The sequence below is a fragment of the Caminibacter sp. genome, from assembly GCF_053999135.1.
The window spans coordinates 1-9,230 of the sequence record NZ_JBMXVQ010000031.1; the positions used below are offsets into that span (position 1 = coordinate 1).

9 protein-coding genes are annotated in these 9,230 nt (G+C 31.1%); 3 read left to right on the plus strand and 6 right to left on the minus strand.

From position 1 onward, the window contains the following. Positions 1-155: 155 nt before the first annotated feature. The gene (locus tag ACXJH6_RS02950) at positions 156-365 is read right to left on the minus strand and encodes a DUF2905 domain-containing protein (RefSeq protein WP_456470280.1); all 210 of its coding nucleotides are present in this window, start codon (positions 363-365) and stop codon (positions 156-158) included. A gap of 60 nt (positions 366-425) precedes the next feature. Between ACXJH6_RS02950 and leuC the strand changes: the two genes are divergently transcribed. From leuC to ACXJH6_RS02965, 3 genes are all read left to right on the plus strand, one after another. Continuing rightward, complete coding sequence (gene leuC / locus ACXJH6_RS02955) at positions 426-1,703, plus strand: 3-isopropylmalate dehydratase large subunit (protein WP_456470281.1); 1,278 nt, start codon at positions 426-428, stop codon at positions 1,701-1,703. 459 nt (positions 1,704-2,162) lie between these two features. Next, positions 2,163-3,131, plus strand: a complete 969-nt coding sequence (locus ACXJH6_RS02960; protein WP_456470282.1) for an agmatine deiminase family protein — start codon at positions 2,163-2,165, stop codon at positions 3,129-3,131. Continuing rightward, positions 3,106-3,795: a YaaA family protein gene (locus ACXJH6_RS02965; RefSeq protein ID WP_456470283.1), complete on the plus strand. Its 690-nt coding sequence runs from the start codon at positions 3,106-3,108 to the stop codon at positions 3,793-3,795. The genes ACXJH6_RS02960 and ACXJH6_RS02965 overlap by 26 nt, the downstream gene beginning before the upstream one ends. On the opposite strand, the gene ACXJH6_RS02970 is transcribed toward ACXJH6_RS02965, so the two are convergent. The 5 genes from ACXJH6_RS02970 to ACXJH6_RS02990 are packed head-to-tail and all read right to left on the minus strand — an operon-like array spanning position 3,782 to position 9,032. Beyond that, a complete protein-coding gene (locus tag ACXJH6_RS02970) occupies positions 3,782-4,648 on the minus strand; it encodes a CheB methylesterase domain-containing protein (RefSeq protein WP_456470284.1) in 867 nt (288 codons plus the stop codon). The genes ACXJH6_RS02965 and ACXJH6_RS02970 overlap by 14 nt on opposite strands. Continuing rightward, positions 4,620-5,453 (minus strand): CheR family methyltransferase, encoded by an 834-nt coding sequence (locus tag ACXJH6_RS02975; protein WP_456470285.1) that lies wholly within the window; start codon positions 5,451-5,453, stop codon positions 4,620-4,622. Before ACXJH6_RS02975 ends, ACXJH6_RS02970 begins: the two co-directional genes overlap by 29 nt. Then, a complete protein-coding gene (locus ACXJH6_RS02980) occupies positions 5,443-5,949 on the minus strand; it encodes a hypothetical protein (protein ID WP_456470286.1) in 507 nt (168 codons plus the stop codon). The genes ACXJH6_RS02975 and ACXJH6_RS02980 overlap by 11 nt, the downstream gene beginning before the upstream one ends. Continuing rightward, the gene (locus ACXJH6_RS02985) at positions 5,950-7,164 is read right to left on the minus strand and encodes a chemotaxis protein CheW (protein WP_456470287.1); all 1,215 of its coding nucleotides are present in this window, start codon (positions 7,162-7,164) and stop codon (positions 5,950-5,952) included. After that, positions 7,161-9,032, minus strand: coding sequence for a methyl-accepting chemotaxis protein (locus ACXJH6_RS02990; RefSeq protein WP_456470288.1), 1,872 nt, complete (start codon positions 9,030-9,032; stop codon positions 7,161-7,163). The genes ACXJH6_RS02985 and ACXJH6_RS02990 overlap by 4 nt, the downstream gene beginning before the upstream one ends. Positions 9,033-9,230 lie beyond the last annotated feature (198 nt).

Consider the following 9,230-nt stretch of genomic DNA (forward strand, 5'->3'; position numbering starts at 1 on the left):
AGGAATCTGATATTTTTCAGGCTCATCTTCCCCTATAAATTTATGGGTTAAATGCAAATTCCATCCCTCAACCCATTTTCCATCTATATATTTTTCAAGGTCTTTTTTTATTGCCCCGTATATAGGCAGGGTAACCGGAGTTGCTATAAAAAGTCTCATTGAAACAGCCTTGATATAATATAAAAAACAGCGCTTAAAACGACACTTATAATAATCGAAGAAGTAATGGGAAAATAAAATACAAAATTTTCTTTTTCAATCACAATATCACCCGGCAGATGAAAAAGAGGAAAATCTTTAAAAAAATACATTAAAAGCCCGATAACTATAAAAATAACTCCGATAAAGATAAAAATTTTAGCCATTTAACGCCTTTTTTCCTTATTATATCAAATTGGCTATAATTTCATTAAAAAAGGACTGTTATGCCTATGACGATAACCGAAAAGATTTTCGCAGAACACATTGGACGCGAAGTAAAACCTGGTGAGATTATTATGTGCGATGTCGATATGACTATAGGAAACGATATTACCACCCCTATTTCAATAAGGGCTTTTGAAGAAAGCGGAGCCGAAAAACTGGCAAAACCGGATAATTTCGCAATCGTTTTAGACCATTTTATCCCGCCAAAAGATATTGCCAGCGCAAACCAGGCAAAAATTAACAGGGAATTTGCCTACAAACATAACCTCAAAAATTTTTTTGATGAAAAAGATATGGGAATTGAACATAGACTTCTGCCTGAAAAAGGTCTGGTAATACCGGGGGACGTAATAATTGGAGCGGATTCCCATACATGTACCCACGGAGCTTTAGGAGCATTTTCAACAGGCATGGGTTCTACCGATATTGCTTTTTGTATGATTACAGGCAAAAGCTGGTTTAAAATACCGGAAAGCATAAAAGTGGTCTTCACCGGACAAAGAAAAGAACATGTTTACGGAAAAGACTTAATTTTAGAGCTTATTAGAAGAATAGGAGTGGACGGGGCACTTTACAAAGCTCTTGAATTTACGGGTGATACGATTGAAAACCTTCCGATGGATGATAGGATGAGTTTGTGTAACATGGCAATAGAAGCGGGAGCCAAAAACGGAATTATCGCTTATGACAAAATAACCGAAGAATTCTTAAATGAAGTAAAAAAATACAATCCTCTAAGAGCCGAGCCGAAAATCCACTATTCAGACCCGGATGCTAAATATGCTAAGATAATCGAAATTAACGTAGACGAGCTTGAACCGATGGTTGCATATCCGTATCTTCCAAGTAACGGAAAACCAATCTCTCAAGCCGTAAAAGACGACATTGAAATTCATCAGGTATATATCGGAAGCTGTACAAACGGAACGTTAAGCGACCTTAGAACGGCAGCTGAAATTTTAAAAGGCAAAAAAGTCCACAAAAGAGTAAGACTGATAGTAACACCTGCTACTCAAAGAATTTACAAACAAGCAGAACACGAAGGAATTATCGATACGTTAATAGATGCCGGAGCAGTTGTTGCAAACCCTACGTGCGGTGCATGTCTTGGAGGATATATGGGAATACTCGGTGACGGAGAAAGATGCGTAGCTACAACAAACAGAAACTTCAGAGGAAGAATGGGAAGTAGAGAATCAGAAGTTTATTTATCTAACGCAGCCGTAGCAGCGGCAAGTGCAATTGCAGGAAAAATAGCGGACCCGAGAGATATTTAATCTCTTTTTCCATGCTTTTTAAAAATATACTTAAAACATCTTTAATAATCCTCAAACTCGTAATTCCTTTTTATATTATTGCGGATATTCTTATTTATTTCGGTGTAATTCAAAAAATATCCTTTTTAGGTCATACCTTTCTACACATTTTCCACAATGGCAAAAAGGTAGGATTATTTCATGCTAAACTACAAAGATAAAAATATGACAGCTCCGTGCTTCTTTTTGCTTACGCAACACTCAAATTTTGCTAAAAAGTGCGAACAGCAAGCGCCCTGACGGGTAGACGCACTTTTTTAAACGCAAAATTTTCGTTAAAATCCGCAATGCTGTCATATTTTTACTTTTTCGTTACTTAAATTTTTCAGTATGAAACAGCCCTAGTTTGAGATGTGTAGAAAGGTATGTTTTAGGTAATATTACAAAAACAAAGTACCGCTTTTGTGCAAAAGGATAAAAATGAATTATTTAATACCGGAATGGGAAAAACAGACATTTGTTCAATTAGTGTTTCCTCATAAAAACACGGACTGGACTTGTTGTCTGGAAGAAGCGATTAAAACTTTTAGCGAAATAGCTTATGCTATTGCTCAATATGAAAAAGTCCTTATATGTTATGAAGACGAAAACACTGTAAAACATTTAAAGCACAAAAATTTTATTTTCAAAAAAGTGAAAAACAACGATACATGGGCAAGGGATTTTGGCGCCATCAGCGTTAAGATGAATAATAAAATTAAACTTTTAGATTTTAAATTCAACGGATGGGGACTTAAATTTCCCGCAAATTACGACAATTTAATTTCAAGAAAAATTTTTAATATCCACAAAAGCTACAATTTCGTACTTGAAGGCGGAAGCATTGACACAAACGGTAAAACTCTTCTTACCACTTCTAGATGCCTTTTGGAAGAAAACAGAAACTATCCTTTAACAAAAGAAGAAATAGAAGAGTTTTTAAAAAAAGAACTTTTCATAAATAAAATAATCTGGCTTAATTACGGATTTTTAGAAGGGGATGATACCGATTCACATATCGACACTCTTGCGAGATTCGTAAACGAAAATACGATTGTTTACTGTAAATGCGAAGATAAAAAAGACATTCATTACGAAGAACTTAAAAAAATGGAAGAAGAACTGAAAAAAACAGACTTTAATCTTATTCCATTACCTCTTCCAAATCCTAAATACTGGGATAATCACAGACTCCCGGCAACATACGCAAATTTTTTAATAATAAACAACGCTGTACTTTTGCCAATTTATGAAGATAAAAAAGACAAATATGTATATGACCTCTTTTGTGAAATCTTCCCTGAGAGGGAAATTGTCCCTATCAACGCAAACACACTTATAAAACAACACGGCTCGATACACTGTATAACAAAGGAGTATTTTAATGAAGATTTTATTAGCTCCGAGTGAAAGAAAAAGCCTTGGAGGAGATAAAGAGTTTAATATAGACTCTTTTCCCTCACTTAACCCGATAAGAGATGAAACTATAAAAAAATATGAAGAATTTTTACAAAAAACGAATGATGTAAAACACTTCGGTGAAGACAAAACACCAATAAAAAAACGTAAGGCAAAAGAAGCAATTTTAAGATACACAGGGGTCGCTTTTGAATACCTTGATTATCCTTCCCTACCCAAACAGGCAAAAGAGTACCTCAACGAAAATCTTATAATTTTTTCAAACCTTTTTGGAATTTTAAAACCTCTTGATTTAATTCCTCATTATACTCTAAAACAAGGAAGTAAACCCGGATTTGATATCTATAAATTTTATGCCCCTCATATCCAAAAAGAACTTGATTCATTAAATGAAGAATTTATAGACCTCCGTGCCAAATTTTACGAAAAAATGTATAAACCCAAAAATGCAATAACTTTTAAATTTATAAAAAACGGCAAAGTAATCAGCCATTTCGCAAAAGCTTACCGTGGAACGCTAACCCGCCACATCGCTTTAAATCGTCCCAAAAACCTCGATGAAGTGTTAAAAATAGAATTTCCGAGTATAAAAATCATAGAAATACAGGAGAAAAAAGGAATAAAAGAGATTGTTTGTGAAATTATCGAAAATTAATTATTTCTTTTAAAATCTCTTCAAAAGGAAGAATTTTCACAGCCGCTCCAAGTTCTTTTGCCGCTTTTGGCATTCCATAAACCGCTGCACTCTCCTCGCTCTCAGCCAAGGTATAAGCTCCGGCTTCTTTTAAGGCTTTCATACCTTGCGCCCCATCGTCTCCTATTCCCGTTAACAATACCGCCATTATTTTTTTAGGGTCCATAACTTCAAGAGCCGAAAAAAACATCTCATCCACACTCGGTACGAAAAACCTGTTTTTAGAATTTGGCACCAGTTTGCAGTAAACTACATCTTTTTTTCGAAAATGCAAATGCCAACCACCTTTTGCTATAATAAAAAATCCGGGTATCACCGGTTGAGAATTATCCGCTTCAACAACATTAAGCTTACTTACACTGTCTAAACGGGCAGCAAATTTAGCTGTAAAATTAGCTGGCATATGCTGAACTACGCATACTGGATTAGGGTAATCTTGCGGAAGAGTTCTGGCAATTTTTTCTATAAGCCCGGGACCTCCGGTAGAAGAGCCTATAAGGACATATTTATAATCTCCTATAACAAAATCGAGTTTTGTTTTTTTTATCTTTTTTATTCCAAACTTTTCATTAATAAGGTCCAAAAGCCGCTCTTTAAACTCATCTGATATAAAATCTGGTTTTGGCAAATCTTTACCTATTTTTATAACATTGCCTTTTAAATCAAACTCTTCATCTGCAATAATTAAATCATATTTTTTATCAAAATCGGTATTTTTAAAAGTATCTACCTTAAATTTTTCACTTAAAAATTTTTTTAAAGTAAGCCTTGTAACAGCTGAACTACTAACTATCGCTAACTTTTTTGTAAACAAAGCTCTCTCCGATTTTTAAACTTTTAAATAATTTAATATCATTTGGAATTCTCTCGGCATGTCCTAAAAACAGATAGCCTTCGTCTTTTAAAATAGAATAAAATATAGCCAAAGCCTCTCTTTTTGACTTTTCATCAAAATATATAAGCATATTTCTACTAAATATCACATCAAACATTCCAAGTCTTTTCATAGCATATCTGTCTAAAATATTTACCACTTTAAAATTAACGGCTTTTTTTAAAAAATCTTTAACCATGTATTTTCCATTTTTTTCTATAAAATATTTTTTTATAATCTCCGGAGGTAACTTTTGTATACTCCTTGCAGAATAAATACCTTCTTTTGCTTTACTTATTACATTAGAGTCAATATCAATTCCAAGAAGTAAAAAATCCCTTTTCTTAATCAGTTTTCCTTCTTCCATTAATAAAATAGCTATGGAATAAAGCTCCTCCCCTGTAGAAACAGGAGCACACAAAATAGATATAACTTCGCTTAAAGGCCTTATCTTATCAAGTTCCGGCAAAATATAATTTATTAAAGTATCAAACTGATGTTTTTCTCTAAAAAAATATGTTTCGTTAACGGTAAAAACATTTATAAGTTCTTGTTTAAGAAGAGAATTTTTTCTTAACAACAAATCTTTAAAGAATTTATTAAAATTATCATAATCAAACTTTTCTAAAAGTTTTTTTATTTTCCTTTCATAAATACTTTTAAGTTTGTCATCTTCTACATAAATACCTATTTCATCATTAAGATAATTTCGTAACTTTTTTAACTTTAACGAATCAATTTCCACTTTTTACCTCTTTTTTTAATTTCTCAGCAAACTTTTCGTCAAAAATTTCAAAAAATTCTATTGCCTTTTTTTTAATATCAGCATCTTCATCTTTTATTTTTTCTTTTAACCATTCACTAATATCGGGAATATATTTAAAAATATCTATAGCATCTTTCTTAAGACCGCTTTCATATATTTTTTTGGCAAACTCCCTATTTTTACAAGATTTTATATAATTTTTTACCACTGGATATTTAGTGAGAAGAGAAATCAAAATATTTAAATCTTCTTCTCTTTTTAAACAAGGCAAATTAAAAAAAACATATTCTACTATTCTTTCATCGGGCAATTGTCTTAAAATATTTTTTAATAAAAAATAATACTCTTTATGATTTATCATATAATCGATAGCATCAAAAGTATCTTTCGAATAAGAAAATTTCTCAATAAATTCTCTTGCCTCGTCAAACTCCTTAAAACGATGAAATCTTTCTTCTTTAAACTCTCTAAACACTTAAAAATCCTTTGGCCAATGTAAATTAAATAGAGGTATCATACTGTCGTTATAAATAACAATCCCTCCTATATAAGTATCATTCTGAGAATAAACTATTTTCTCTTTTTCTACATATATCAAATCTTCTATCCCACTTACCAACAAAGCTTTTAAAACTCCGTTTTTAAAAACTATAATCTTACTATCCTCTGTAATTTCTATTTCTTTTCCAAGAACTTTTTCTAAAGATAATATAAAGGTAGCCCCTTCTTTCGTTGTTAAAATCCCTTTTACATGTGGATTTTCGTTGGCAAAATTAAAATAGGCCTCGTCAAAATCGACGATTTCTAAAATATTACTCATTTTCACTGCAAATTTTTCCCCTGCTATATCAAGAACCAATACTTCTACAATATCAGAAAATACTCTCTTTTGCTCTTTAGGTAAAACAACACCGTACTTTTCAAGTTTCATCTCAAGATATTCATTATTAAAAATTTTAACTTCTTTGTTGTTATAAACGAAATATCTGTTAAACATACCCGACCCGTTTACTATTTCACTTTTTTCTACAAGAGCTATATCTATAATTTCATCTACTACAATTCCTAAAATTTTATTTTTTTCCAAAATTAAGATATTTTCTAAGGGAGATTCTTTATATATTTTACTAAAAGGCAAAAGAGTAATTACGGTATTGTTCAATAAAAAAACGTCTTTTCCGTCATATTCTTCTACTTTTCTTAAAATCTTAGTATCAACCCCCAAAATTTCTTCTTTACATCTAAATAATAAAAAACTCTCTCTTTCTTCAAATATTTTACTCTCTTCTTTTTTTAAAATATTTTTAAAAGTGGGGATTTCTACATTTTTTAAAAAGTCTAAACTTAAATTTCCTATAATTTCCCCGTTTTCCTCAAATACCTCAATTAAAAAATTTTCTTTTTTTTCAAGCTCATCTATTTTAATTATCTCATCAATTAAGATTGCATATTCCCTGTCTTCGTACACCATAGCAACAGCTGTAGTTGAATCTTCTTCTTCTATTCCCCATGCTTTTTTTAAAGAAATTAAGGGATATACATAATTATTATATCTAACAATCCCCACTACAAAAGAAGGCAAAGAAGGCAGATGCAAAATATCTTCCACATCAAAAAAATGTTTAATTTTTTCCATTTCAACAGCAAAATATTTATCGGCAACTCTAAATTTTAGAGCAGGTACTTTCATGGGTTATTCTTTACTAAATTAATTGAAATATTTCTTAATTTATCTGCATAAGCTTTCATTTCTTTAGAAATATTCAAGATAATACGAGCAGCTTCTTTCGATTCGCTGGCATTTTTTTTGGAAATTTCAGCAGCTTCTTTAGTCTGCTTGGAAGCAAGTTCTATCTGCTCTAGAGCTATTTTCATCTCTTCTATAGATTTTTTCAGTACTTCTACTTTTGAAATCACACTCTTTAACGTTTTTAAATTAACATTAAATTCATTACTCATTTCTTTAATTTTATTTCTTTCATTTTCAAGTGTAAGAATAATATTATTAACTTCTACTAAAATTTTATCATTCTCTTCATTAACTTCATCTATTATTTCTATTACTCTGTCCAGATTTTCTTCTGAAGAATCGGCTAAATTTCTAATATCATGACTAACTTCGCTAAAACCTCTTCCTTCTTCCCCTATTCTCACTGCCTCAACCGCACCATTTATCGAAAGAGCGCCTGTCTGCACTATAGCCAGCTCTATTTTTCTAATGGCATTATTTAATTTTTTTATTTTAGATTTAACGATTGTAATATTTTCTTTTTCTTCCTTAGAAGCTTTAATATTATCCTCTGTTGCTTTTTCCATTTTTTCCAAATGTTTAGAAATATCTTCAAATTTTTTATTTATATTAAAAAAGTTTTCAAAGATTTTTACGATATTATCTGTAGCATTTTTAATAAATTCAACAGAATTATTTGCTATAGAATAGGATTTTTGAGCATCATTTTTTGATATTTCAGCTGCTTCTTCTATCTGAGAAAGAGCTTCAACCACTTCATTCATAGATTCTTCAAGCTGAGCAATAGAATGTCCAACCTCTTCACTGGCAGTAGCAAGTTCTGTTTCATAATTTTCTTTTTTAGAAAAGATAATTTCCTTTAAAATTTCAGCCGCTTTATTAGCTTCGTTAAAAGCATTAACCTGAGCGGCAATAGTATTTGTAACCTCGCTAACAGCACTCGCACTCTCTTCCGCTGCAGCCGCTATCGTTTCGCTTGCTTGATGTAATTCTTCAATTTCTTCTACAACTCTTTTTATATTACCTATCATAATTTCGGAAAGAGAAACTATTTCATCAATAGTATTTCCTATTTCCTTCATCTCTTCCGCAAGCTTTAAAGCTTCATCTGCCAATTTTTCAATATTGTTTTTTACATCTTCTATATTTTGATTAGAATGTTTTATATTTTCCTGCACTTCTTTTACAATCGTTTTAATTTTATCCGCATAAGCACTCGATTTTTTAGCCATAGCTCTTATTTCGCTTGCCATTACGGTAAAACCTCTTCCACCATTTCCGGCCCTTGCTGCCTCTATAGCAGCATTTAAAGCTAACAATCCTGTTTTTTTCGCAAGTTTGGTAATTAATTCTACAGCATCGTTAATTTGTTCACTGGATTTTAATAAGTTTTCAGATTTTTTCGCTATTTCTTGAGCATTTAAAGAAGTATTCTTTAAACTTTCACTAGCTTCCATAAAAGAATCTATAGCATTTAAAAGAGTAGACTTAAAAGATAAAATAACTTCTACCGTTGTATTCACTTCAGCTTCTAAAAATTTGGAATTTTGTTTAATTTCCGTAACCGCACTTAAAGTTTCCTCGCTTGCACCTGCACTTTCTTCCGCAGCGGCAGCTATTTGTTCCATGGTCCCTTTTAATTCTTCAATAGCGCTTAATCCTTCACTAGATTTAGAAAAAAGAAGTTCGGATATTTCTTCTATAGAATCAACAACTTCTATATTTATTTCTTTATCGAAGTTTTTATTATTTTCTTCTTGAATATCAATATTATCTTGATTTTTTTCTTCAAATGAAATAAAACCCATAATGCTCCCTTATTAATTAAATTTATAAGAAGCCGCCTTTTATAACCTTAATTAAAAAATTTAAAAAAATCACTTAATAAAAATTATCTTATAAAAAACCGAACTTCTTACAAAAAGGATTTTAACATACTTTATTTGTTCTTTTTAATAAGTTTCAAAAAAATAAGAAAAAATTATTAAAAAGTAATAAAAATTTTA

Coding starts and splice junctions, on each gene's coding strand:
- ACXJH6_RS02950 (WP_456470280.1), bottom strand. CDS start 365: ATGGCTAAAATTTTTATCTTTATCGGAGTTATTTTTATAGTTATCGGG.
- ACXJH6_RS02985 (WP_456470287.1), bottom strand. CDS start 7,164: ATGAAAGTACCTGCTCTAAAATTTAGAGTTGCCGATAAATATTTTGCT.
- ACXJH6_RS02990 (WP_456470288.1), bottom strand. CDS start 9,032: ATGGGTTTTATTTCATTTGAAGAAAAAAATCAAGATAATATTGATATT.
- ACXJH6_RS02965 (WP_456470283.1), top strand. CDS start 3,106: ATGAAGATTTTATTAGCTCCGAGTGAAAGAAAAAGCCTTGGAGGAGAT.
- ACXJH6_RS02960 (WP_456470282.1), top strand. CDS start 2,163: ATGAATTATTTAATACCGGAATGGGAAAAACAGACATTTGTTCAATTA.
- leuC (WP_456470281.1), top strand. CDS start 426: ATGCCTATGACGATAACCGAAAAGATTTTCGCAGAACACATTGGACGC.